Here is a 22,111-nt window from a genome sequence, read left to right as displayed (position 1 = left end):
AGAGAGCACCACCGCAGCATCCGCACCAACAATATGCTCGAAAGGATCATGAAGGAGATACGTCGCAGAACCCGAGTGGTCGGAAGCTTCCCGGACGGGAAAAGCGCTCTCATGCTCGCCTGTGCCAGACTCAGACACATCGCCACAAAATCATGGTCAGATACCCGAAAATACATGGATATGACCAAGCTTGAGGAAATCGAACTTCAACAAACCGCCTGAAAATCGCCAGCCCCCCATGGGGGGCTATTGACATCAACATCAACTAAACATCATAAACCAATCACCAACGCCTTGAGGCACTTGGACCTTTTTGCGAAAGATTTTGGACACTAACCGTCCTATTTACGAGTGTACCTGCGGTCGGCATCGTCTTGGCTCTTGTGCTTCTATATTTGTTTCCAGTTTCCGAAGAAATGGCTTACGAAATTAGGGATAAACTCAAAAAGAAGCATAAGGAGACGATGGATTGATTGGTCCTCGTTTTTCGTATCCGATTAATTGAGCCCCTGGCAAAAATTCGTAATGTTTAGGTTGAGTCGAAGTGGCGAGAGCCGTTTCTGATCTTCCTCACTCCGAAAACTTTGCCTTCCGCAGCCGCAACGCGTTGGCAATGACCGAAACGGAACTGAAGGACATCGCCGCACCGGCCAGCATCGGATTGAGGAGGAATCCGGTGAAAGGATAGAGGACGCCGGCGGCGATGGGAATGCCCGCCGCGTTGTAGATGAAGGCGAAGAACAGGTTTTGGCGGATGTTGCGCATCACCTTCCGGCTGAGGCGGAGGCTGCTTTGGATGCCCATCAAATCGCCTTTGACGAGGGTGATCCCGGCGCTCTCGATGGCGGCGTCGGTTCCCGTACCCATGGCGATGCCGACATCGGCGGCGGCGAGGGCGGGGGCGTCGTTGATGCCATCCCCGGCCATGGCCACGCGGTGTCCTTGCTTGCGAAGATCCTCGACGATCCGTTGCTTGTCTTCGGGAGAGACTCCGGCGTGAACTTGGTCGATTCCGAGTTCCCGGGCCACGGCCTTGGCGGTCTTTTCCTGATCCCCCGTGCACATGACGGGTTCGATTCCCAGGTCGTGGAGCGACTCGATGGCTTTCTTGGTGGTCTTTTTGATCGGGTCGGCGACCGCGATGAGGCCGAGGAGTGTCTCGTCTCGAGCGGCCCAAACCACTGTCTTGGCCTCGTTTTGCAGGGTTTCTGCGGCCTCGCTCAGGCTGTCGTCGAGCGAAACGCCTTCGCCTTCGAGGAACTTGCGGGAGCCGACACGGATTGTGCTGCCCTCGACCGTGGCCCGGACGCCTCCGCCCGTGGTGCTCTCGAAATCCTTGGCTTCCGGGAGGGAGGGTTCCTTCTCCTTCGCGGAGTGGACGATGCCCCGCCCGATCGGGTGTTCCGATTGGCTCTCTACGGCGGCGACTTCTCCCAGCCAATCCGCCACCTTCTCCGAATCATTGGAGCGGATGTCGACGACCTGCGGCTTTCCTTCGGTGAGGGTGCCGGTTTTGTCCATGACGAGATGGGTGATTTTCTCGGCGCGTTCCAGGGATTCGGCGTTGCGGATGAGAATGCCTTCCTTCGCGCCGGCGCCAACTCCGACCATGATCGACATCGGGGTGGCGAGGCCGAGGGCGCAGGGACAGGCGATGATGAGCACGGCGATGGCGTTCACAATCGCGTGGGCGAGGGCGGGGTCTGGCCCGATGAAGAACCAGAGAACAAAGGTGAGGAGAGAGATTGCGACGACCGTCGGAACGAAGAAAAGGGCCACTCGGTCGGCGAGGTTCTGGACCGGGGCGCGACTGCGCTGGGCTTCGGCGACCATCTCGACGATTCGCGAGAGCACGGTGTCGTAGCCGACCGCTCCGGCTTCCATGACGAAGCTGCCGGATTGGTTGACCGTGGCCCCGATGACCTCGTCGCCGGATTCCTTCGCCACGGCTTCCGGCTCGCCGGTGATCATGGATTCGTCAATACGGCTGCGCCCCTCGACGATTTTTCCGTCCACGGGGATCTTCTCACCGGGACGAACGCGGAGACGGTCGCCGGAGGCGAGTTGGTCGACCTCTAGGTCTTCTTCCTCGCCGTTTTCGTTGAGGCGGTGAGCGGTGTTGGCGGCCAGATCCATGAGGCTTTGAATAGCCTGGCCGGTTTTGCGTCGGGCCCGGGCTTCGAGCCATTGTCCCAGAATGACCAGGACGGTGATGACCGTCGCCGATTCAAAGTAGAGCCCAATGCTTCCGTTCTCCCGGAAACTTTCGGGGAAAATGCCGGGAGCGATCACGGCGACGAGGCTGAAGAAGTACGCAGCCCCGACCCCGAGCATGATGAGGGTGAACATGTTCGGGCTGAGATTCTTGAGCGACTTTAGACCTCGGAGGTGGAGGAATCCGCCGCACCAGAAGACCACCGGGGTGGCGAAGATCAGCTCTACCCAGGCCCAGGCCGAATGCGGGAGCCAGCTTTGATAAAAAAGGCCGCCGGGGATCATGTGCGGCATGGCCGCCAGTAGAACGGGAAAGCCGAGAATGAGGCTGAGAATGAATTTGCGGCGGAGGGATTTCGACTCGTCGTCATCGTCGTCCTCGGGCACTTCGGGTTCGAGATCCATTCCGCATTTCGGGCATTCCCCGGGAGAGTTCTGGCGAACTTCCGGGTGCATGGGGCAGGTCCAGACCTTCTCCTTCTTAAAGGCCGGATTCTTTTCGAGCGCCATGCCACACTTCGGGCAATCGCCCGGTTTGTCCGATTCAACGCCGGGGCACATCGGGCAGTAGTAGGCCGACGAAGCTTTGGGCTTTACGTCCGCGTCGTGCCCGCCCCCGCAGCAGGAGTGGCCGTGCTCATGGTCGTCATGATGACCGTGGCCATGCTCATGGGAATGCTCCTTCTCGTCATGATGGCAGCAGGCCTTTTTCTCGGTCTTTTTCGGGTGACCACAGCAGTCGTGATCCGGTTCGTCCGACTCTTTTTTCGAATCGTGGTGACAGCAGCTCATAGGAAAGAGTCTGTCGCAGATCGTGCCGGATGATAAGGAAGAAATGCGGAAGGGGCGAGGAATCGAGCTGTTCGAGAGCAAAGTAGGGGGGAGCATCTGGCTCCCGCGCGTTGGATCGCACGACTAAAGTCATGCGTGTACGGGGGCTTCCTAGTGGAACTTTTCCTCTCCGAGTTTCGACGAGGGAGGAGGAGAAGCTCCTACCGGTCGGCCGTGGGATCGAAAGTGCTTCGCACGTCCGCTACGGTGGACTTGAGAAGTAGCAGAGGAGGGGGGCTGAGACTTCCGTTCTGTCTATTTCTGGGAGCGGAATGGCGAAAGCCATTTCGAAGAGTCGGGATCTCGGGGGAGAGTAGTGGGAGGGAGGGGATGCGGGAGCTGGAAGCTCCCACTACTTTGAAATGCCCGATTAGAGAATTCCCCCTATTCTTGGCGGTTCGCCGATGAAACCCTTCCGCCCGTCCGTGGAGAGGAACGACGAGAGTCGTTTCTATGGGATCGACGGAGAAGTTCGAATGGGGTTGGAAAACCTTTGAAACGGCTGTCACCGTTCCGCTCCAAATCAAGATGGGGAGGGAGCCATTTTGCCCGTGGAGAGGAATGGCGAGAGCCATTTCTATGGGATCGACGGAGAAGTTCGAATGGGGTTGGAAAACCTTCGAAACGGCTGTCACCGTTCCGCTCCAAATTAAGATGGGGAGGGAGCCATTTTGCCCGTGGAGAGGAACGACGAGAGTCGTTTCTTCGGGATCGACGGAGAAGTTCGAATCGGGTCGGAAGCTTTCGAAATGGCTATCGCCGTTCCGCTCCGAATGATGAGAAGGCCGAGAGTCATTTTGTTCGTGGAGAGGAACGACGAGAGTCGTTTCTTCGGGATCGACGGAGAAGTTCGAATTGGGTCGGAAGCTTTCGAAATGGCTATCGCCGTTCCGCTCCGAATGATGAGAGGCCGAGAGGCATTTTGTTCGTGGAGAGGAACGACGAGAGTCGTTTCTTCGGGATCAGCGGAGAAGTCCAAATCGGGTCGGAAGCTTTCGAAACGGCTGTCCCGTGCTACGCTTCATCAGCTTCGCAGGGCACAGCGCCGTTCCGTTCCGGGACGGCCATTCAGGCCACTCGGCGGAGGGCTGCCGTCAGGGAACTGATGGCGCGGTCGAGAATCTCTTGGTCGTGGGCGGTGCTAAGAAAACAGGTTTCGTAGGCCGAAGGGGGGAGGTAGACGCCTTCGTCCATCGCCGCGTGGAAGAACTTGGAGAATTTCTCCGTTTCGCTGGCCTGCACGTCTGCGAAGGATTCGACTTTCTCGCGTCCGAAGAAGAGGGCGAACATCGAGCCCGCCTGGTTGATGCAGAGGGGAATGCCCAGTTGGGCGGCTTCGGCGCGCAGGGCTTCGGCGATCATCAATCCTGCCGTTTCGAGGCCTTCGAAGACCTCGGTGTTCAGCTTTTTCAGGGCTGCGAGACCGGCGGCCATGGCGAGGGGATTTCCACTCAGGGTGCCGGCCTGATAGACCGGTCCATCGGGCGCGAGGTAGTCCATGATTTCCGCCCGTCCGCCGAAGGCACCGACGGGGAGTCCGCCCCCGATGACTTTCCCGAAAGCGGAGAGGTCTGGGGTGATGCCCTCGCGCTCCTGCACCCCGCCCATGGCGAGTCGGAAACCGGTCATCACCTCGTCGAAGATGAGGAGGCTGCCGTGTTGTTGAGTGACCTCGCGCAGGTGGGGTAGGTAGCCTTCCTTCGGCAAAATCAGACCGCAATTGGCCGGGTAGGGCTCGACGATGACCGCGGCGATTTGCTCGCCGTATTGTTCGAAGATCTCGGAGATCGCCGCGAAATCGTTGTAGGGGCAGAGGATCGTTTCGGCCGCGAAGCTGGCGGGAACGCCGGCGCTGTCGGGCTTGCCGAGGGTCAACGCCCCGGATCCGGCCTGGACGAGCAGGGAATCCACGTGTCCGTGGTAGCAGCCGATGAACTTGACGATCTTGTCGCGTCCCGTGAATCCGCGGGCGAGGCGGATGGACGACATGGTGGCCTCGGTGCCGCTGTTGCACATGCGCACCTTTTCAACGGAGGGAACCCGCTCCACGACCGCTTCGGCCATGTCGACTTCGAGGGGGCCGGGAGTGCCGAAGCTGGTGCCCTTGGACAACGCGTCGGCGACGGCCTCGCGGATGTCGGGATCGTTGTGCCCGTGAATGGCCGGGCCCCAGGTGCAGACAAAGTCGATCAGGTTGCGGTCGTCCGCCGTGGTCAGGATCGCGCCTTGGGCCGACTCGGTGAAGAAGGGCGTGCCGCCGACGGAACGGAAAGCGCGCACGGGGGAATTGACGCCGCCGGGGATGGTGCGGCGGGCACGTTGGAAGAGGTCTTCAGAGGTCATGCAGGAATGTCGGGATTGGAGATTTCCAGGTTGAAAGAGCCGATGGGTTTGCGGACGACGATTCGTCGCCCGCAGAACGCCTCAGGCGGAGGTTTTGCCGAGCTTTTCGTAGCGCTCGTAGCAGAGGGTCGCGTAGTCGGTGACCTCCTTGGTGAGGTTGGAGAGCCCGTTGCGCCGGTTGGGGGAGAGGAGCTGCGGGACGCCCGCGTCCGCGAGGAAGCTGGGCGGATGGGCAAGGATCTCCGAGGGCGGATGGCCGTCGTAGAGCGAGGCGATCATGGCCGCAATTCCCTTGGTGATGGACGAATCCGAATCAATCCCGAAGTGGCACTTGCCGTCCTCGTAGGTCGGAAAGAGCCAGAGATTGGAAGTGCAGCCTTCCACGCGGAAAATGTCCTGCCGACAATCGGCCGGGAGCTCCGGTGCCCCCTTGCCCATGTCCACGATGAAGGTGAGGCGCTCGTGTTCGTCGCCGATCAGCTCCAGGGTTTCGAGGAGTTCGTTCTTTTTTTCCTCAATCGATCTCATGGTACGTATTTTTGCACAATCGGGATGCGTCGTCCAATGCCGAAGGCCAAAGGTGTGATTTTCAGGCCCGGTGCGGCCTGTTTGCGTTTATATTCGTTGCGGTCGACTTTGCCCACGACGTCGGCGACCAGTTCGGGATCAAATCCTTCGGCGACGATTTCGCCCCGGGAATATCCTTGTTCGATGTAAAGTTCGAGAATCCGGTCGAGAACCGGGTAGGGCGGGAGGCTGTCCTCATCCTTCTGATCCGGGCGCAATTCGGCGGACGGGGCCTTGTCGATCGTGTTGCGCGGGATGCGCTCTCCGTTGATGTTGAGGTGCTCGGCAAGGCGGTAGACCGTGGTTTTGGGCACGTCGGAGAGGACGGCGAGTCCTCCGGCCATATCGCCGTAGAGGGTGCAGTAACCGACCGCCATTTCGCTCTTGTTGCCGGTGGTCAACAGGATCTCGTTGAACTTGTTGCTCACAGCCATGAGCAGCAGACCGCGTGCCCGGGCTTGGATATTTTCTTCGGCGACGTTCGGATCGGTGCCCGTAAACAGGGGCGAGAGGGCCTCCTCGGCGGCCTCGACCAGTCCGGCGATGGCGACGCTCTCGAAGCGGATTCCGAGGTTTCGGGCGAGGTCTTCGGAGTCGCTCACGCTGTGGGAGCTGGAAATGGAGGAGGGCAGGGTGATCCCGCGGACGTTTTCGGCACCGAGGGCGTCGACCGCGATGGCGGCGGTGACGGCCGAATCGATCCCCCCACTAAGCCCGATAACCGCCTTTGAGAAGCCCGTCTTACGGGTGTAATCGCGGAGCCCGAGGACCAGAGCCTTGCGGACATCCTCCATCTCGGGCGCACGGATTTCGGGGCTTGGGTCGCTCTCGGTGTCGAAGAGGACCTGGGCTTCCTCGAAGGAGGGCCCCACTTCGCGGACAGTTCCGTCGGCGGGTGCGTAGAGGCTGTGTCCGTCGAAAATGAGTTCGTCGTTTCCCCCCACGCTGTTGCAGTAGAGAACCGGAGCCCGGCAGCGCTCGGCGGCTCGGCGGAGCATGTTGCCGCGCAACTCCCGTTTCCCGAAATGCCACGGGCTCGCCGAGAGATTCAAAATAAGATCCGGTCCCCATTGGGCAAAGTGCTCGACCGGGTCCGGGCGGTGCGAATAGCGCTGCCCGTCGAGCCCGTACCAAAGATCCTCGCAGATCGAGACGGCGATCCGCTTTCCACGGAAAAGGATCGGTCCTTCGGGGGGGGCCGGTTCGAAATAGCGGTCCTCGTCAAAAACATCGTAGGTGGGGAGGAGGCTCTTGCGGATGACCTTCTGAACCTTGCCCTCGGCGCACCAGGCGGCGGAGTTGTAGGCAGCCCGTCCGGGCCCGCGATTTTCTTCTGGAAATCCAACCACCAACGGAACCTCAGTCGTCGCGGCGGCAATTTCCTGAAGGAGGTCGCGGCAATCGGCCAAAAAGCGCCCCCGCAGGAGCAAATCGCGTGGAGGATACCCCGCAACGGCCAGTTCTGGCGTGATGACCAGCTCCGCCCCTTGCTCCCTCAACTCCCGATAGGCGTTGAGAATCTTCTCGGTGTTCGAGCGAAGAGCCCCCACCGTCGTATTGATCTGCGCAATCCCGATTTTCATGGTTCAAACGGACGGCATTCCCGCCCAAACCCCGAACCTCGCAAGAAATTCCAAAGGCGACAAGAGAGAAGAGTGGGGGGATGAGGGGAGATGGGAGATAAGGAGATTGGAGATAGGGTGGAGGATCGAGAGAAGTAGGGCCGGAGCTTCAGCTACGCCCATGGCGTTGCCTCTCCGCCGGAGCGTCCTCCGAGCCGTGTCGGTTTACGAAGAGTTGTGCGTCCTTTTTCGGATTGATTGAGGGTGGGGGCGATGTTCGCGGCACAGGCTGGCAGCCTGTGGTACGGGAAGAAAGGCCGCAAGCAGCGCCACCACGAATGGAAAGCGTCAGGGCTTCTTAAATCGAAATCTCGATTGCATTGGATCCTTTCGCGCCAAAGGCGCACCTACCCGAGAGCCCAGGGCAGCGCCCTGGGTTTCGGTATTTTCCCCAATTGATAGCCCTGAAAGGGCGTCACTCCCTCGCGCCCGGTGCGGGGTAGGGATGGCCTGCGATGAGTTGCGCCCTTTCAGGGCTCAGGATTATCGGGCGGATCGTTACCCGGGGCGCTGCCCCGGGCTGACGGGTTTTGCACCGTTGGTGAGGAGAGATCTGGACGTGGGACGTGGGGCATGGGGCGTGGGGCTTTGAGGCGGGATGAGCTTTCATCCAGGATAGGGCTCGAGAATTAACAAAAAGACAAAGAAACTATGGGGTTGCGGAGCGCGGATTTTAATCCGCCCCGTTGGAGAGGCATCGGCGGGATCCCAATAAAATGTCCCCGCCGGGGAACTCATTCGAGAGCCTGGGGTCAAAAGTAGCGAGTGCTTCCGTGTTCGGTTCGCCAGCTTCGCAGCACAAGTCTAGCTCTCGATCAGAGGAGACGAGTAGGGCCGCAGCTTTAGCTGCGCCCATAGCGTTGACTCTCCGCCGGAGCGTCCTCCGAGCCGTGTCGGTTTACGAAGAGTTGTGCGTCCATTTTCGGATTGATTGAGGGTGGGGGCGATGTTCGCGGCACAGGCTAGCAGCCTGTGGTACTGAAGTAGGGCCGCAGCTTCAGCTGCGCCCATGGCGTTGCCTCTCCGCCGGAGCGTCTCCAGAGCCGAGCCGAAATAAGAAGAGTAGTTGGCCGTTTCGGGAGTTCAAAGATTGGCGGGATGACTTTGCGGGAAGAGTCGTTTTGAATTGGAGGGAGCCAGTAACTGCGAGGATTGGAAGGTATCCTCCGCCAGGAGGCTTCGCGAAAAATATCTGGTTCCCTATGCGCGGATCGAGAACCTTTCTTATCTTTGGCAAAGATGCGGAGACGAAAAGCTTGAACGGAGACGGTAATCGCTTACTTACAGCTCATGCTTAGCAATGAACAGTGGGCCGAACTCAATGGCATCATCGTTGAGCTACATAATCTGGAAACCGAAGCTACTTTCCGGGAGTTTCTTCTCGAGCGACTCTGCCAGTATCTCGGGGCAACCTTTGCGAGTTGGAATATTCACGACGAGAATCTCCGAATGGTCAGGGTCGTCAATTCTCCTGCATTTGATCAGGTGATCAACGAGATGTTGCCAATCTTGAATGAGACCCTTCCGGGTCATCCTTTGTTCGATCAGTTTATTGATTTCAATAGCGGTAAACTCCGTTGTGTGGAGACGGTAGAGCGAACACGAGATCACATAAGCTTGGCAGACTACCAGAAGCTGCCTTTCTACACAAAAGTTGCGCGACAGGTCTCCGTCGAAGATCAGCTGGCCATTCACGTTCGTGTGCAATCGGGGAAAGGCATCCTCCTCATGTATCACTCGAACCGAGAATTCACTCAAGAAGAGCATTTGAAAGCCTCGATTCTAAGAGGTCATATTCTTGCGCGCCTCCATACCCTGGAAAGACAAACGGGCCAATTTAGAGATGCTGTAGTGGCCCAATGTGAAATTTTGCAAACGCGCCTTACCCCGCGTGAATTTGAAACACTTCGCCACTTATGTCAGGGGATGAGTAACTCAGAAATATCGAGCAAGCTTTACATCTCTAGTCGGACAGTCGAAAAACACGTCGAAAAAATTTTGAGCAAACTGGGTATCGATTGTCGGACTCGAGTCATTGCCAGATACGCGCCGTATCTGGAAGACCGCCACAATATTCGTAGTCCTACCCATAGACAGCCCCCTCTCAAGCGGCTATCTTGAGATCATGCCATGTATCTTCGCACCCAACTTCCTTCGAGTCGCTCTTGCCGTCGGCGCCACTTCTTTGAGTGTGACTGTCGCCCAAGCTGCCTTTCTTCGCTTTGATGGGGATTTCAATGCCACATTTAATAGCGGATCAAGTAGCTACCAAGGAGTCAGTAGTTTTTCCGGCAGTTGGTCTTTCATCTTTGATGATTCTCAAGTAGACACTCAAAGCTCAGGATTTCAAAGTTTTGATATCAACGTGGTGAGCTTTTCCTATTCCGATTCAAGTTTGAGTTGGACGGCTCCTGCAGCCATTGCGCAACTCACTTACGAAGTTTATGGAAGCGGCAACGCGGAGCTGAAGGAGGTGTCGATTGCGGGGAGCCCGGGAGGAACTCAATTTATCACTTCGGATCAAAATGATTACGATGCCTATTACTATGCCGACAGTACTCTCGGCGGTTACAACGGCGAAGAGATCGAAGATCTCATCATTAGTAATGGAAGTAGTCAGGGAAATCAGTATTCGGATACGGTGTCGGGAAGCTATTCAGTAACGGAGGTGCCTGAGTTTGCTTTTAGCAGCACGATCCTTGGCCTGGCCGCCTTATCTTTGGTTTTCTTGCGCAGACGGGTTTCCGATCGGTAACAGATCGTACGAGTACATCGGTTATCCCCAGATGGTGTAATGTGTGGGGTAGCCTCGAGGACGCCCGCATCCCTCTGGGAAATCTTCAGTGTATTCTCGGTTCGTTGCTGGGGAAGGGGATCGGATCACAGAGTCCTTCTGTGGCAGGATGAGTTTCGGGCCTGCAAAAATGGGGGAGCACCGCAAGGATGGGCAAGTTGACGGTGAGGCGCGCTTGCTCACCAGCTATCCACTCAAACGGTCGGGGAGCTGAAGCTCTCGACTACGGAAGAGGAGTAGGGCCGCAGCTTCAGCTGCGCTAGCGTCGCCTCTCTGCCGGAGTGTCCTCAGAGCCGTGCCAAAATAAGAAAAGTATTGGGCGTTTTCTGAAATCGATTGATTCAGGGAGCGCGGCACTCGGACACAGGCTGGCAGCCTGTGGTACGGAAGAGATCATTTACCGAACAGAACCGAACCACTCGCTGGGCTCATCGATCCCCAATTCTCCGTGATCTCTGCTTTCTCTCTAAGACCTAATCGCTCTGGAAGTCGATAATGCTGCTTCCGGATCTTTGATATGTGATGACTTGCCAAGGGGTTAGAGTCGATGGCATCTCCAAGACTTTCTCATTGTCGATCAATAGCGCAATTTCTTTTCCAGCTGTCCAATCGAATTCGAAGTTGATGGGCTGATCCGAGGGAAATTCTCTCGGATCAAATCCAAGAGACTCATCGCCAGTCATTGGGGCTACGATGATCGGTCCGTTTGGAACGGTCTGGGTTAGCGTGAGTCCAAACTCGGATTCTTGTTCGGAGTCGTAGAGGTAGATTCGAGTCTGAGGGGTAAACCGGTCGTGCCACTGCGCGGCGAAGAAACGATAGTTCACACGGATGCGATTTGTGCCTCGCGGATTCGAAACGTAGAAGGTCTGTCGCTTATACCTCGCGGAATCAGCCGATAAGGCAAACGGGAATCGGGGGAGTAGCTTGCGGTCCTCAACATTGTCGAGAAGATCTATTTTCATCTCATATCCCGCAGGTCGGTTTCGTTTGAGGAGCCGCCGATAAGAATTGATGTTGAGAAAGTCTCCGGGGTCGTAAGTGAAGATCGCCTCTCGATGGCGGGCAATATGGCTTAGGTCTGGATAGCGATAGGCAAAATCGATGTAGCGTTTACGGTATAGGTTGTTCCTGGGGTCATACTCTAGGCCCTGTTCGATCAGCTGCATCGCGTCGCGAATCCAATAGCACTCGAAGTAGAAGAGGTCCGCCAACTCGAAGTAGTTGTCTGCATCTTCCGGATTTTTTTCTATGGCAGTTTCGAGACGTTCGATTTCAGCCACTAGGGATTTCTCTTTCGCTAGTGGAAGCGGCGTTGCGGGGACTTCGGGTTCGAGGAACTCCGGCTGCCAGGCGAATATCCACGCGTGGTCCCCATAGGCGGGATTCATCGTCTTCAGATTGTTGGTGGCTTGGCTGTAGGCCCACGACTTCGTGATGTCGGCCTGCCAGTCGCCGTCATTGTCCTTGCGTAGAAGAATCGGCATAACGTCAGGTCTTTCAAAACGCACCGCTGCATAGTCGCCCGACTGATCGATCTTGTACGGTCCACTGAAGCGACGATAGGCATTCTTCTGAAACCCAGAGTTCTTTGGATACTCCATTCTCATGAATTGGCTGCCTTCGGTGAGGAGAGGAAGATATGGGTCGTTGATTCCTTGCTTCAGGGATTCGAGGTAACGCTTTACGACCGTCTCCACATCGGGGTCCTTGTCGTAGAGACGACGTTCATCCTCGCCGAGGAACACAACGTTGCGGAGTCTTTCCGTGCGGTTGCGGATAAATTCGCTCTCGGTGACACCGGCTCCCCCCGACAGATAGTCGTCGCGAGCCATCTGAGAGGCTTCTTCTGTTACGGGTAGCCCTCCTCGAAAATCCGCGATCATCGCCTGGACGTCCGCTCCTTGCGCTCGCCGCATCATGTTGATGATCATGCTGCTGACGACATCGCCGAAATACTCGCCGCGATAGTAGTCTTTGAGGGTTTCTTGAAAAGAACCGACAAAGGCGTCAGGAAACACTTCTTCGAGGGCGTAGCCGACTTCGATTTTTAGGACACCGTCCTCTTCGACGAAAAGATACAGGACTCCGCGACCGTCATGCTCCCGTCCGATTCCCCATTGGTCGAAAATCTCGACGGCTGCCGTTTCGGCGGTGTATCCGGATGGAAGCTTCTCCATAAGGACCATGGCGTATTCGATCCCTGTATACCGTTGAGCTCGTTCCAGGTCCCCAATGGCCACTTCGTTGATCGACTGCAGTGTGGAGGAGTTGTGAAAGAACGGATGGTTTTTGGGGCGGTCCGGGAAATTCGATAGATCTTCTTTTTCGTTCGTCGGGTTCTCCGAGCAGCCCACGAATCCTAGGAAAACCAGTGAGAAAAAGAGGATCCGGAGATACTTGTTCATGATTCTATAGTTGGAAGACATGAAGCCTGGTGGGGTAGTGTTAGGCTTCCGGTCGTTCATTCGATTGCCCAAGCTACGTCGGCAGTCGTTCCGACCACGGTGATCTCAACCCCTTCGATTCGGAAGTTCTTTTGGTGAGTTTCGAGAATCTCTCCATTCACGAGGAAACTCATGTTTCCCTCGTCATCGATTTCAATAGTCAGTTCATGCTCGCCCACATAGTCTTTCAGTCCTTGTGAATCCAGGTAGTGTGGTTTCTCGGATTCATCGTCGCGATAGATCCGCACGGCAGACTTTCCGACTTTTTTGACTGAATGTGAAACCCAGAACCGAACTCGCATACTGCCATCCATGTCCGTTAGCGCGATATCCACCATACTATTCCAACGGGGATGAATATGTGCTTCCTCGACGTCGATCATGAGGGTTACTCGGCGGATCTCGTCATCGGCGGCAAGTTGAGTGTTTTGATACTTCCCAGCGCCCGGGCTGAATCGTTTTTGCTCCCATTCTATCGGCTGCTCGCTTTTATCCGGTATTGCTGTTTCTGCGATAAGAGGAGCGACGGACCAAAAGGAAAAACTGATCCTGAGGAGTAGATTTTTCGAGATTAGTCGTTTAGGGGTCCTCATCATTCGCCGGGTGAAAAATCTACTTTGGGAGACGTCCCTGCTTCGGGTAAGGCTTCGAAATACTGTTCGCGCGGTTCGTAGTTTAATGTCATCGCAACGAGGTTCCCGGGAAACAGATCGATCAACGCGTTGTAATCGCGGAGCATCAGATTGAACCGCCGACGTTCGACCGCGATTCGGTTTTCCGTGCCCTCCAGTTGGGTTTGCAGCATCAGGAAATTTTGGTTGGCCTTCAAATCGGGATAGTCTTCGGCAATGGCCATGATCTTTCCGATTTGAGGCTCTAGCTTGATCGAGAGCGCTCGTTTTTGTTCGGGAGACTCTGCTTGACTCCATTGGGCTCGGAGTTCGGTGACCGCTCGGAGGGTTTGTGATTCATGCGCCGCGTATCCCTTTACCGTTTCCACCAGATTCGGGATCAAATCGTAGCGGCGTTGGAGAACGACTTGAACCTGGGCTGCCGCCTGATCGATTTGCTTCTCGGCGACGACGATTTCGTTTCTCTTTTGGATGAAGATCGTCGCGAAGACGATCAGCAGGCCGATCAATAGGAGGGCCAGGATTCCGAGGCCTCCGACAATGATCATCCACGGACGAAGCTTTCTCTTGAGAGGTTTTCGCAAAATCGTATGCGACCCGCTTTCATCGTCGGGCTCCTCGCGGTAACTTTCCGGACTGTCCAGTTGGCGTACTACCTCTTCGACGGCCTCGGGCGAGTGAGGACTTTCCCCGAGCTGGGTGGCGACATGCGCACAGATCTCGCTTTTGATCTCCGCGATATCCTCCGGCGCGGAACCGGAGGCCGCTAAGGCCTCTTCCACCGCGTCGAGATAGTCGCGGAGTGCTTTCAATTCGGGTTTATCCAGGTTCATCATGTCTTTCGTTCGTAAAAGTGGGTTTCGGATTTTAAGGGCGATGCGGTTTTAGTCCTTTTTCGAGCTCTTCGATGAAGTGTTTCATCTTCAGCAAGCGAACTCTCCCGAGCGAAGTTACAGTATAGCGTCGTCGGGGCGGACCGAGACGGGATTCCTCCCGAACCGAACTCAGGAGCCCCTCCTTGGCCAAGCGATTTAAAATAGGATACACCGCGCTCTCCGTTACTTCCATAGCCGGACGCTTCCGGATGCGTTGTAACACGTCGTATCCGTAGCCGTCCTCGATCGCCAGTTCCTCCAAGACCAGATATTCAAGAATCCCCTTGCGAACTTGCGTTTCCCAAGAGCTAAGAGGATTCGATTTCATTTAGCTACTATTTAATAAAGAATAGGTCAATGTCGAGTAGTTCTTGCTCCAGGTTTCGAAAATCGAGGATGGGTGCCTCTATGGGAGAAAAGAGGAAGTACAAAAACGAACGGATGGGGAATTTATCGAATCGCGGGAACTGGGCACGGGGATATGAATTTCCTCAGTTGGATTGTGAGTGGGTAAAAATGTGGGATACGCTTGTACCTGAGCACCCTGCTCCTTCGGTCGGGGAGCTGAAGCTCTCGACTACGGGAGAGGAAGTAGAGCCGCAGCTTCAGCTGCGCGAGAGTCGCCTCACCGATCTGGGGATTTCTAGAGAGGAGTTTGATCTGCGGAGAGTGGGACGGACCTTCGGTGATGGAGAGAGGTTTCTCTGCGTTGGGACACAGGCTGGCAGCCTGTGGTACGGATGTAGGGCCGGAGCTTCAGCTACGCCCATCGCGTTGCCTCTCCGCCGGAGCGTCTTGAGATCCTTTCGCGCCAAAGGCGTACCTACCGGAGAGCCCAGGGCAACGCCCTGGGTTTCGGGATTTTTCTCCAATTCATAGCCCTGAAAGGGCGTCATTCCGTAGCGTCCGGAGTGGGGTAGGGAGGGTTCGGGGAGCTTCGTCCTTTCAGGGCTCGGGATGGACGGGCGGATCAGCGTACCCGGGGCGTTGCCCCGGGCTGACGGGTTTTGCACCGTTGGTGCAAAGATAATGGGGCGTGGGGCGTGGGACTTGGGATGTGGGATGTGGTCCGTGAGGCTTGAGGCGTGGGACGTGCAATGACCGCGACGACTAATGCAAGCGATGTGGATGCGTATGCGTGGGGCTGTGAGGAAGGCCGTGGGTTCTGGCGGTTAAGAGGATCGAGAATTCACTTAATGGCAAAGAAGGTGCAGGGTATTGGAGCGCGGATTTCAATCCGTCCCGTTGGAGAAGTCCGGGGTGGAAAAGTAGCACAGGCGGCTCGCCTGTGTGCGTTAGAGGGGGCAGATTGAGGCAAGGTGCTTCAGTCACCTTGGACTAGGGCTTGCGTAGTGTCGCTCGCTCCGGTGCTCTGAGGAGATGAACGAGTTTTCTCAGTCGGTCGCGATCATCGGAGGGGGGCCAGCGGGGTTGCGGGCGGCTGAAGTGGCGGCTGAGGCAGGAGTCGGGGTGACCGTTTACGAGCACAAGCGCTCGGTGGGACGGAAGTTTCTATTGGCTGGGAAGAGTGGGCTCAATTTGACCAACGGGGCGGACTTTGACGCGTTTCTGGGCCAGTATTCGGGCGGTGATTTTCCTCGGGAGCGCTGGGAAGAATATTTGCGGGGATTTGACAGTCGAGCGCTCCGGGAGTGGTCTGCGGGATTGGGAGTCGAAACGTTTGAAGCCTCTGGCGGAAAGGTTTTTCCGGTGATGAAGAAGGCTGCACCGCTACTGCGGCGCTGGGTCGCGAAATTGAAGAGTCGCGGGGTGCAGTTTGCAGTGCAGCACCGCTTTCTCGGCTTACGTCGGGATGGAGCGGGGTGGATGGTGGATTTTGGCGTCGATGCGGAAGAGCGCAGCGTCCGCCATGATGCCGTGGTCCTTGCTCTGGGCGGAGCCTCGTGGCCGGAAACGGGTTCGGATGGGGGATGGGTGCGGATTCTGGAAGATCTTGGGATCCGGGTGAATCCCCTTGAGGCCGCGAATTGCGGTTGGGAATGTGATTGGGCTCCGGAGACTCTGGCCGAGGCCGAAGGGCGGCCGCTGCATCATTTGCGGTTGCGGGCCGGCGACCACGAAGAGCCGGGGGAATTGATGGTGACTCGTTATGGCTTCGAGGGGGCTCCGCTGTATCGGCTGGGTCCGGCGCTGCGGGGAATGGATTCGCCGGAGCTCACGATTGATTTCAAGCCCGTATTCACAGTCGAGCGCATGGTGGCGAAAATGGAGTCGGCTCGGAGGAACTTTTTTCGGGAGGCGCAGTTGCGCTGGAAGCTTCCGGTGGCTGCCTGTGCGATTCTGAGACAGCTCTACGGCGAGTTTTCCGATGCCGAGTCACTGGCCCGAGCGGCCAAGTCTTGTCGGATTCCGCTACGCGGTCCCCGTCCAGTGGAGGAGGCGATCTCCACGGCAGGAGGAGTGGCTTGGTCGGAGTTGGATGAAAACCTTATGCTCAAAAGCTGGCCGGGGATCTATTGTGCGGGAGAAATGGTGGACTGGGAAGCGCCGACGGGTGGATATTTGATGCAAGGATGCTTTGCAACGGGGACGGTGGCCGGAAAAGCGGCGGTAAAGGGTTTAGGTTGACGTAGGCTTTCAGCCTATTGAATTTTTTTTGGCATCCTAGGGCATTGCCCGCAGCTAGGATGAATCTGGTCTTTGGTCTGAACGGGGGAGTTTTTTGAGAGCGGAGGGGCAGGCGGGGCGGACTTCAGCTGCCGATTCTCGCATTGCGGAGGCCGCTCCTACGGGTGAGAGAGCTGGAAGCTCTCACTACTCTGCCTTTATCCATGGCAGTACTTTTTCGGATACGGTGCGAGGGTGCATGACGGCCCATGGTTGCGACGAATCCTTCCAAGGACCGGCTGCATTAGCTGCCGATTTCCGGATTGCGGATGCCGCTCCTACGGGTGAGAGAGCTGGAAGCTCTCACTACTTTGCCTTTATCCATGGCAGTACTTTTTCGTATGTGGTGCCAGGGTACATGACGGCCCATGGTTGCGACGAATCCTTCCAAGGACCGGATGCTTCAGCTGCCGATTCTCCGGATTGCGGAGGCCGCTCCTACGGGTGAGAGAGCTGGAAGCTCTCACTACTTTGTCTTTATCCATGGCAGTACTTTTTCGGATGCGGTGCCATACTTTTTCGGATGCGGTGCCAAGGTTCATGACGGCCCATGGTTGCGACGAATCCTTCCAAGGACCGGCTGCATTAGCAGCCGATTTCCGGATTGCGGAGGCCGCTCCTACGGGTGAGAGAGCTGGAAGCTCTCACTACTTTGTCTTTATCCATGGCAGTACTTTTTCGGATGCGGTGCCAAGGTTCATGACGGCCCATGGTTGCGACGAATCCTTCCAAGGACCGGCTGCATTAGCAGCCGATTTCCGGATTGAGGCGGCCGCTCCTACGGGTGAGAGAGCTGGAAGCTCTCACTACTTTGCCTTTATCCATGGAAGTACTTTTTCGGATGCGGTGCCAGGGTACATGACGGCCCATGGTTGCGACGAATTCTTCCAAGGACCGGCTGCTTTAGCCGCCGATTTCCGGATTGCGGGGCCTGCTCCTACGGTCGGGGAGCTAAAGCTCTCGACTACGGGGAGAGCTGGAAATCGATGGGACTTTTGACTCGGAGTAGGGCCCGCGGGCTCTCAGTTGAGGTGCCAAATGGCGAAATTCAGGGTCGTTGCGAAAGAGACCCAGGCGAGGTAGGGGGACCAGAGCCAGCCGGCGGTGTGGTCGATGCGGAAGAGTCGGACTTGGAGGGCGAGAAGGAAGAGGAGGAGGACGAAGATCTCAATGAGGGCGAGGTCGGGGCGACGGAGTCCAAAGAAGAGAATCGACCAGAGAGCGTTCAGTCCGAGTTGGATTCCGTGCAGAACGAGGAGGGAGCGGGAAGGTTGCCCTTGATCGCGGCATCGGCTCCAGGCCCGCCAAATCGCGACGCTCATGAGAATGAAGAGAAGGGTCCAGGCGGGACCGAAGACCCACTTCGGAGGGTTCCAAGAAGGTTTGGTCAGATCGGGATACCATTCCTGAACACTGGACGCCGTCGCGTAGCCGCCGATGCCAGCGACTGCGAAGGCGGCGAGGAGAAAGAAGAGAAGAGTGATCCAGTTTCGCATGGTTACTGGAGAGTAGAGTCAGTTTACGAGGTTTGTAAAACCTCCTCGTTCGGAAATTGGAGGAGACGAGGAGCCGATCTGGCTGTGCTCTCGGAACATTCTTTGGGGGTCCGCACGCAGGCTGACGCGCTGCGCTTCCGAAACACCGAGGGCAGTCAGATCGTTTCGTTCGAAAACTCCCCGCACGGGTCGTTGCACTCCGAAGCTCCAAAGATCGGGTCCGGTTTTTTGGTTTGTTCTCAGGACCTGAAAATCCCATTGTAGACGATTCGTCCCGGCGTTCGCGCTCTGGTTAGGAGTGTGGATGTGGTCGGGAGATTTTCAAATTTTAGACAAGCAGAGAGATGGTTAAACTTCGTTCAACGACTACCACGGCAGGAAGAAACATGGCGGGTGCGCGCGCATTGTGGCGGGCGACCGGTATGACCGATGGGGACTTCGGGAAGCCGATTGTCGCCGTCGTGAATTCCTTCACCCAGTTCGTGCCCGGCCACGTACACCTCAAGGATATGGGGCAGCTGGTGGCCCGTAGCATTGAGGAGGCCGGAGGTGTGGCCAAGGAGTTCAACACCATTGCTGTCGATGATGGGATCGCCATGGGACACGGAGGGATGCTCTATTCGCTACCCTCACGGGAGCTGATTGCCGACTCCGTCGAGTATATGGTCAACGCCCATTGCGCCGACGCCATGGTCTGCATTTCAAACTGTGACAAGATCACTCCGGGGATGCTGATGGCTTCGCTGCGGCTGAACATTCCGGTGGTCTTTGTCTCCGGCGGGCCGATGGAGGCGGGGAAGACTCGGTTGGCCGATCAGGAGGTGAAGCTCGATTTGGTCGATGCCATGGTGCAGGCTGCCGATCCGCAGGTCTCCGATGCCCAGACCGAACAGGTTGAGCGTTCGGCTTGCCCGACCTGCGGCTCCTGCTCGGGGATGTTCACGGCCAACTCGATGAACTGCCTGACCGAGGCTCTTGGACTCTCGCAGCCGGGGAATGGCTCCATGTTGGCGACTCACGCGGATCGCAAGGAGCTGTTTGAAAACGCAGGGAAGCGAATCGTCAATTTGTGTCATCGGTATTACAAGGAGGACGACGACTCGGTGCTGCCCCGGAATGTCGCCAGCTTCCGCGCCTTTGAGAATGCTATGACTCTCGACATCGCCATGGGGGGGTCGACGAACACGGTTCTCCACCTCCTCGCCGCGGCGCGGGAAGGCGAGGTCGATTTCACCATGGCGGATATTGACCGTCTTTCGCGACGGGTTCCGCACCTGTGCAAAGTCGCGCCGTCGATGCCGAAGTATCACATGGAGGATGTCCACCGGGCAGGCGGAGTCCTCGGCATATTGAACGAGCTCGGCAAAGCGGGACTCGTTCATACGGACGTCAGCCACGTGGCCGGGAAGACCTTGGCCGATGTGTTGGCAGAGTGGGACATCACCAATCCGGAGAATACGAAAGCGATTGAGTTTTATCGTGCCGGACCTGCGGGGATTCGGACGACCGAGGCCTTTAGTCAGGATTGCCGTTGGCCGGAGGTCGACAGTGATCGATCCGAGGGCTGCATTCGGGACTTGGCTCATGCTTACAGTCAGGACGGTGGGCTCGCGGTTCTCTTCGGAAATCTGGCCGAAAACGGATGCATTGTGAAAACCGCAGGTGTCGATAAGGAGATCCTGAAGTTTGAAGGACCCGCCAAGGTTTTCGAAAGCCAGGACGATGCCGTGACGGGGATACTGAAGGATGAGGTGAAGGCCGGCGATGTGGTCATTATTCGCTATGAAGGTCCGAAGGGAGGACCGGGGATGCAGGAAATGCTCTATCCGACTTCCTACCTCAAATCCAAAGGCCTCGGCAAGCAATGTGCCTTGATCACGGATGGACGCTTTTCCGGGGGAACTTCGGGTCTGTCGATCGGGCACGTTTCGCCCGAAGCTGCCAGTGGGGGCAATATCGGCCTGATCGAGGACGGTGATTTGATCCGCATTGATATTCCGGAGCGATCCATCGAGATCGTCTTGGAAGAAAGCGTATTGGCTGAACGCCGGGCAAATCGCGAAAGCCAAGGATGGAAACCGGAAAACCGCGACCGGGCTGTTTCCTATGCTCTGAAGAGCTACGCAATGCTGGCCACGAGCGCCGACCAAGGAGCGGTCCGGGATCTGTCCAAGTTGGACGCGATTTGAAGGTAACGGGGAAATCCTGCTCGCGCGCGAACGAGTGCGGTAGGGCGGAGTTTCGCCCCTTCAGGGCTCGAGATAGCGGGGAGGGGGAGGTTTCCCGGGGCGCTGCCCCGGGCTGACGAGTTTTGCACCTTTGGTGCGGGAGATTGCGTATCCCGAGCTCGTGAGCGGAGCGATGGATTGACGGATCACACTATGGCTTTGCAGTAACTTACCTACCTCTCGTCCGTCGGTAAAAAAGTAGGGCCGCAGCTTCAGCTGCGCCTCTGGCGGTGAAAACGACCTGGCCTCTACATCAGGACTACGAGCTTTGCAGAGTCCAGCGCGCCAAAGGCGCACCCATCCGAAAGCCCAGGGCAACACCCTGGGTTTCGGGGTTTTTCCCCAATGGATAGCCCTGAAAGGGCGTAACCCTGTTGCGGCAGAAATTGGATCGGGAGGGCGTGGGGAGTTGCGCCCTTTCAGGGCTCGAGATAGCGGGGAGGGGAGGTTTCCCGGGGCGTTGCCCCGGGCTGACGGATTTTGCACCGTTGGTGCGGGAGATTGCGTATCCCGAGCTCGTGATGAAGGGGATCGCACGACTAAAGTGATGCGAGAACGGGAGAGACCTTCCCGAATGACTTCAGTCGTTCGGTCGAATCGATCTTGGATTTCGAGTGGTCTGGGTTGTTTCGGTGTGGAGGCGTGACTGGCGGGTGGTCTGGAGATGTTGATCTTCCTTAGAGTCCTCACGACAAGATTCTATGAGAATGCCGGGGAAGTCATCCGAGGACGTGAGCTTCAAAGTAGCGAGAGCTTCCAGCTCTCGATTTGCGGTTCCCAATCGATTTTCTCGGAATGAGCGAGTCTCCTGCGGCCCGTTCTCACCCAGGGTGCAACCCGAACCGATAACCGGAAAACCGAACCTCCCTTTACCAATTTACGATTTCCCCGTTCTCGACGGCTTCTCCGCTTTCGAGAGTGCGGGCGATGACGAAAACCTCGGAGACCGGCATGCTGAAGTGGTTGGCGAGGGCTGTGGCGAGGCTGAGCTTCAGATTGATAGCCTTGTCCTCCGACCAGGTCGAAGGAAGGTAGAGTAGGGCCATGATGTGATAAGCCTTGCCGTATTGCTGCTCCCGCTTGACCAGAGTGATGGTCATTTCGTCGGCGGATTCCTCGGAGAGTTGGGCCCAGTTTTCTACGGGGTCGCTGCCGTGAGCAGCACTGTTGAGGGCGGTCGGGCTGACGATGCAATGAGCGATGGGCATAGCGGTATGGTGCGTAAAGGTTTCAGTTTTGGTTTTGAGGGTATTCTTCCGATATCTTCATGGGAATCAAGGGAGAGATGGAGAATTCGGGCGCGGCCCGAAGGTCGTGGAACGGGTGCGCTCCGTCTGTGTTGGATCGGAAGGGAGTATCCGGGTCCCTTCTTGCCGCTCGATTGAAGACGCCGAAAGTTGGCAAAGTAGTGAGAGCATCCTGCTCTCTCTTGCG

At 57.0% G+C, this 22,111-nt stretch carries 19 protein-coding genes; 7 read left to right on the top strand and 12 right to left on the bottom strand.

All coding sequences use genetic code 11. The annotated features are described in order from the left end of the window. Window positions 1–222, top strand: a 222-nt coding sequence (locus H5P30_RS20295) for a transposase (protein ID WP_185693133.1), incomplete at its 5' end; no start/stop codon positions are given. Between the two features lie 348 nt (window positions 223–570). Here H5P30_RS20295 and H5P30_RS20290 read toward each other — a convergent pair. The 6 genes from H5P30_RS20290 to H5P30_RS20260 all read right to left on the bottom strand — a co-directional run bounded on the left by H5P30_RS20290 (window position 571) and on the right by H5P30_RS20260 (window position 8,588). Next, on the bottom strand, window positions 571–3,006 hold the full coding sequence (locus tag H5P30_RS20290) for a copper-transporting P-type ATPase (RefSeq protein WP_354587095.1): 2,436 nt from the start codon (window positions 3,004–3,006) through the stop codon (window positions 571–573). Window positions 3,007–3,694: 688 nt separating this feature from the next. Continuing rightward, window positions 3,695–4,024 (bottom strand): hypothetical protein, encoded by a 330-nt coding sequence (locus tag H5P30_RS20280; RefSeq protein ID WP_185694747.1) that lies wholly within the window; start codon window positions 4,022–4,024, stop codon window positions 3,695–3,697. 89 nt (window positions 4,025–4,113) lie between these two features. After that, on the bottom strand, window positions 4,114–5,388 hold the full coding sequence (gene hemL / locus H5P30_RS20275; protein WP_185694746.1) for a glutamate-1-semialdehyde 2,1-aminomutase: 1,275 nt from the start codon (window positions 5,386–5,388) through the stop codon (window positions 4,114–4,116). A gap of 81 nt (window positions 5,389–5,469) precedes the next feature. After that, the gene (locus tag H5P30_RS20270) at window positions 5,470–5,916 is read right to left on the bottom strand and encodes a SufE family protein (RefSeq protein WP_185694745.1); all 447 of its coding nucleotides are present in this window, start codon (window positions 5,914–5,916) and stop codon (window positions 5,470–5,472) included. Beyond that, window positions 5,913–7,538, bottom strand: coding sequence for an NAD+ synthase (locus tag H5P30_RS20265; protein WP_185694744.1), 1,626 nt, complete (start codon window positions 7,536–7,538; stop codon window positions 5,913–5,915). Before H5P30_RS20265 ends, H5P30_RS20270 begins: the two co-directional genes overlap by 4 nt. An 843-nt stretch (window positions 7,539–8,381) precedes the next feature. After that, entirely contained in the window at window positions 8,382–8,588 is a 207-nt protein-coding gene (locus tag H5P30_RS20260) for a hypothetical protein (RefSeq protein ID WP_185694743.1), read from the bottom strand. Between the two features lie 279 nt (window positions 8,589–8,867). Here H5P30_RS20260 and H5P30_RS20255 point away from each other — a divergent pair, with 279 nt between their 5' ends. Next, a complete protein-coding gene (locus tag H5P30_RS20255; RefSeq protein ID WP_185694742.1) occupies window positions 8,868–9,698 on the top strand; it encodes a helix-turn-helix transcriptional regulator in 831 nt (276 codons plus the stop codon). A 4-nt stretch (window positions 9,699–9,702) separates the two neighbouring features. Beyond that, window positions 9,703–10,332, top strand: a complete 630-nt coding sequence (locus H5P30_RS20250; protein WP_185694741.1) for a hypothetical protein — start codon at window positions 9,703–9,705, stop codon at window positions 10,330–10,332. 512 nt (window positions 10,333–10,844) lie between these two features. On the opposite strand, the gene H5P30_RS20245 is transcribed toward H5P30_RS20250, so the two are convergent. From H5P30_RS20245 to H5P30_RS20230, 4 genes are read right to left on the bottom strand one after another with little or no spacing between them, the layout of a single operon-like run. Continuing rightward, the gene (locus H5P30_RS20245; RefSeq protein ID WP_185694740.1) at window positions 10,845–12,779 is read right to left on the bottom strand and encodes a TPM domain-containing protein; all 1,935 of its coding nucleotides are present in this window, start codon (window positions 12,777–12,779) and stop codon (window positions 10,845–10,847) included. A gap of 56 nt (window positions 12,780–12,835) precedes the next feature. Then, entirely contained in the window at window positions 12,836–13,411 is a 576-nt protein-coding gene (locus H5P30_RS20240; RefSeq protein ID WP_185694739.1) for a hypothetical protein, read from the bottom strand. Next, entirely contained in the window at window positions 13,411–14,283 is an 873-nt protein-coding gene (locus tag H5P30_RS20235; protein ID WP_185694738.1) for a LemA family protein, read from the bottom strand. The genes H5P30_RS20240 and H5P30_RS20235 overlap by 1 nt, the downstream gene beginning before the upstream one ends. A 34-nt stretch (window positions 14,284–14,317) precedes the next feature. After that, window positions 14,318–14,653, bottom strand: coding sequence for a PadR family transcriptional regulator (locus H5P30_RS20230; protein ID WP_185694737.1), 336 nt, complete (start codon window positions 14,651–14,653; stop codon window positions 14,318–14,320). Window positions 14,654–15,705: 1,052 nt separating this feature from the next. On the opposite strand from H5P30_RS20230, the gene H5P30_RS20225 reads away from it, so the two are divergent. The 3 genes from H5P30_RS20225 to H5P30_RS20215 all read left to right on the top strand — a co-directional run bounded on the left by H5P30_RS20225 (window position 15,706) and on the right by H5P30_RS20215 (window position 17,952). Further along, window positions 15,706–16,914, top strand: a complete 1,209-nt coding sequence (locus H5P30_RS20225) for a BaiN/RdsA family NAD(P)/FAD-dependent oxidoreductase (RefSeq protein ID WP_185694736.1) — start codon at window positions 15,706–15,708, stop codon at window positions 16,912–16,914. Between the two features lie 238 nt (window positions 16,915–17,152). Further along, a complete protein-coding gene (locus H5P30_RS20220) occupies window positions 17,153–17,401 on the top strand; it encodes a hypothetical protein (RefSeq protein WP_185694735.1) in 249 nt (82 codons plus the stop codon). A gap of 35 nt (window positions 17,402–17,436) precedes the next feature. Beyond that, window positions 17,437–17,952, top strand: coding sequence for a hypothetical protein (locus H5P30_RS20215; RefSeq protein WP_185694734.1), 516 nt, complete (start codon window positions 17,437–17,439; stop codon window positions 17,950–17,952). Window positions 17,953–17,975: 23 nt separating this feature from the next. On the opposite strand, the gene H5P30_RS20210 is transcribed toward H5P30_RS20215, so the two are convergent. Next, complete coding sequence (locus H5P30_RS20210) at window positions 17,976–18,449, bottom strand: TspO/MBR family protein (RefSeq protein ID WP_185694733.1); 474 nt, start codon at window positions 18,447–18,449, stop codon at window positions 17,976–17,978. Window positions 18,450–18,793: 344 nt separating this feature from the next. On the opposite strand from H5P30_RS20210, the gene ilvD reads away from it, so the two are divergent. After that, on the top strand, window positions 18,794–20,638 hold the full coding sequence (gene ilvD / locus H5P30_RS20205; protein WP_185694732.1) for a dihydroxy-acid dehydratase: 1,845 nt from the start codon (window positions 18,794–18,796) through the stop codon (window positions 20,636–20,638). Window positions 20,639–21,546: 908 nt separating this feature from the next. Here ilvD and H5P30_RS20200 read toward each other — a convergent pair. Further along, window positions 21,547–21,885, bottom strand: a complete 339-nt coding sequence (locus H5P30_RS20200) for a hypothetical protein (RefSeq protein WP_185694731.1) — start codon at window positions 21,883–21,885, stop codon at window positions 21,547–21,549. Window positions 21,886–22,111: the final 226 nt, after the last annotated feature.

The organism is Puniceicoccus vermicola, from assembly GCF_014230055.1.
GTDB lineage: Bacteria > Verrucomicrobiota > Verrucomicrobiia > Opitutales > Puniceicoccaceae > Puniceicoccus > Puniceicoccus vermicola.
This window is presented reverse-complemented; position numbering and strand designations above follow the sequence as displayed.

What these genes read in the sequence shown, in the direction of transcription:
- H5P30_RS20290 (WP_354587095.1), bottom strand. Translation starts at nt 3,006, where the DNA reads ATGAGCTGCTGTCACCACGATTCGAAAAAAGAGTCGGACGAACCGGAT.
- hemL (WP_185694746.1), bottom strand. Translation starts at nt 5,388, where the DNA reads ATGACCTCTGAAGACCTCTTCCAACGTGCCCGCCGCACCATCCCCGGC.
- H5P30_RS20270 (WP_185694745.1), bottom strand. Translation starts at nt 5,916, where the DNA reads ATGAGATCGATTGAGGAAAAAAAGAACGAACTCCTCGAAACCCTGGAG.
- H5P30_RS20265 (WP_185694744.1), bottom strand. Translation starts at nt 7,538, where the DNA reads ATGAAAATCGGGATTGCGCAGATCAATACGACGGTGGGGGCTCTTCGC.
- H5P30_RS20260 (WP_185694743.1), bottom strand. Translation starts at nt 8,588, where the DNA reads ATGGGCGCAGCTGAAGCTGCGGCCCTACTTCAGTACCACAGGCTGCTA.
- H5P30_RS20255 (WP_185694742.1), top strand. Translation starts at nt 8,868, where the DNA reads ATGCTTAGCAATGAACAGTGGGCCGAACTCAATGGCATCATCGTTGAG.
- H5P30_RS20250 (WP_185694741.1), top strand. Translation starts at nt 9,703, where the DNA reads ATGCCATGTATCTTCGCACCCAACTTCCTTCGAGTCGCTCTTGCCGTC.
- H5P30_RS20245 (WP_185694740.1), bottom strand. Translation starts at nt 12,779, where the DNA reads ATGAACAAGTATCTCCGGATCCTCTTTTTCTCACTGGTTTTCCTAGGA.
- H5P30_RS20240 (WP_185694739.1), bottom strand. Translation starts at nt 13,411, where the DNA reads ATGAGGACCCCTAAACGACTAATCTCGAAAAATCTACTCCTCAGGATC.
- H5P30_RS20235 (WP_185694738.1), bottom strand. Translation starts at nt 14,283, where the DNA reads ATGAACCTGGATAAACCCGAATTGAAAGCACTCCGCGACTATCTCGAC.
- H5P30_RS20230 (WP_185694737.1), bottom strand. Translation starts at nt 14,653, where the DNA reads ATGAAATCGAATCCTCTTAGCTCTTGGGAAACGCAAGTTCGCAAGGGG.
- H5P30_RS20225 (WP_185694736.1), top strand. Translation starts at nt 15,706, where the DNA reads ATGAACGAGTTTTCTCAGTCGGTCGCGATCATCGGAGGGGGGCCAGCG.
- H5P30_RS20220 (WP_185694735.1), top strand. Translation starts at nt 17,153, where the DNA reads ATGACGGCCCATGGTTGCGACGAATCCTTCCAAGGACCGGCTGCATTA.
- H5P30_RS20215 (WP_185694734.1), top strand. Translation starts at nt 17,437, where the DNA reads ATGGCAGTACTTTTTCGGATGCGGTGCCATACTTTTTCGGATGCGGTG.
- H5P30_RS20210 (WP_185694733.1), bottom strand. Translation starts at nt 18,449, where the DNA reads ATGCGAAACTGGATCACTCTTCTCTTCTTTCTCCTCGCCGCCTTCGCA.
- ilvD (WP_185694732.1), top strand. Translation starts at nt 18,794, where the DNA reads ATGGTTAAACTTCGTTCAACGACTACCACGGCAGGAAGAAACATGGCG.
- H5P30_RS20200 (WP_185694731.1), bottom strand. Translation starts at nt 21,885, where the DNA reads ATGCCCATCGCTCATTGCATCGTCAGCCCGACCGCCCTCAACAGTGCT.